At 38.4% G+C, this 1,748-nt stretch carries 1 protein-coding gene; it reads right to left on the bottom strand.

Features of this window, described 5'->3' with window-relative positions; all coding sequences use genetic code 11:
- A partial coding sequence (locus HRT72_10015) for a hypothetical protein (GenBank protein ID NQY68040.1) occupies positions 1-1,748 on the bottom strand: 1,748 nt, incomplete at both ends.

Genomic DNA, 1,748 nt, shown 5'->3' with positions numbered 1-1,748 from the left:
ATTGTCATTACTCGTTGTCGATATGCCATCCATAGTTGTGCTACCATTCATACTTCCTGAAAAGTAGATGTCACCACATTTATTTCCATCCATAAAAAATCCTTTATCTTCATTCGTTGTACCTACGCTCCTTAGCCAATTTACGGTACCAGCTCCATTCATGGATCCAATGAATAAGTCTTTTTCTCCAATGGGAGGAAGGCCATAAGCAGCTGTTGGTATAGATGCAAGGGCCAAAGTGTTTCGGTATTCACCAAACAGTAAAATATTATCGTTGCTAGCGGCATACATACTCTTTATATAGCTTGCCGGACTATTTTTGTACCATTGTAGGTTTCCATTAATATCATATTTAATGACCACAGCGCCTTGTCTATTCGGTAAAGTTTGATTGTCTATATCCATAGCAAAAGTTTGAAATGAATAACCTTCTGATCCGTTTATTCTATTGATTCCCCAGTATTTTGAAATGTAAAAGTTATCATCTTCATCAAGCGTGAAAGAAGGGATGTAGTCGGGAGAATATTGCAGCATATGGGTGCCCGTATATCCGTAAGTTGTAAATGAATGCTTCCAAGCTGTCAAATTTTGATCGGCCATAACAACATATCCGCTTCTCATGGCTGTGGTAACTAGGGTGTCCTGTCCAAATATTGCATTGGCTTTATAGTTTCCTACGATCAAAATATCGTTACACTTTGTTTGAGCTAATTTGGGAGAAACAAAAGTCCATTCGTTTAAATTACCCGTATTAGAGCTGTACATTATGTCATAGTTTACAGTGCTAGAATGGTAGCCACCAGGCCCAGCTACTATATGGTTGAGGTAATCACCATTGTCATTTATTTTAAATATAAATATTTGGTTTTGAAAAAGATCTATGACAGACCCGTCTGGAAAAGCAAATTCAGGATGAACACCTCTTGCAGATATGTAAATTTCATTTTTATTATTAAATAGAATATCTGTTACTCCAACAGGGTCAGTATTATTTTGTTGGGTAGACTCTGCTCTACCATGAATGGTCCAGTCTATATTTCCTAAAGCATCATATTTAATTACAAAAGCTTGAACTATTCCTCTATCAAAAGTTATTGTGTTGCTGCCTAGTAACAGCTTTTCACTAGCAAAACTACCACCAACATAGACGTTTCCTTCAAGATCTGTTGCAATACAAGTTCCATAAGAGCTACTGTAATCATCACCAAAAACGTAGTCTGAGCCTTTTTGCTCTTTCGACCATACTTCATTTCCGTTGTTGTCATATTTTACAAAAAACATACTGAATGAAGAGGGCCACGCAGTTTCATCGCGAACATAACCAGTAACATAGGTATTGCCAAGGTAGTCTACATGTTGGTCCAATACCTGATAGCCGTAATTAAAGTTAGCGTTAGTTTGAGATAGAGTATCTACCCAGCACAACTGGCCCGAACCGGAACTAGGTACTTCCACAACGGTAACCGTTTGCGTGAGTGTGTCGGTACAGCCAAAAGTTGATGACATAACTAAAGTAATGGGTTTGAAAGTTTCCGATGTGGTATAAGATACGCTTGGGTTTTGAATTGTTGAAATGCTCGGTGTTGAGCCTGGACCAAAAGTCCAAGCATAGCTGTTACCAAAAGAACTGTTTGTGAAGGTGAGTATGTCTCCTGCAAAAATATTATTGGTGTCCAATTCGAAGTCGGCTATCACAGAATCGATTCGAACAACAGTTGTTGAATCTAAGGTGCTGCTACACCCGAAGT

Source organism: Flavobacteriales bacterium, assembly GCA_013214975.1.
GTDB lineage: Bacteria > Bacteroidota > Bacteroidia > DT-38 > DT-38 > DT-38.
Note: the sequence above shows the minus strand (reverse complement) of the source record. Positions and strands in the feature narration are given on the sequence as shown.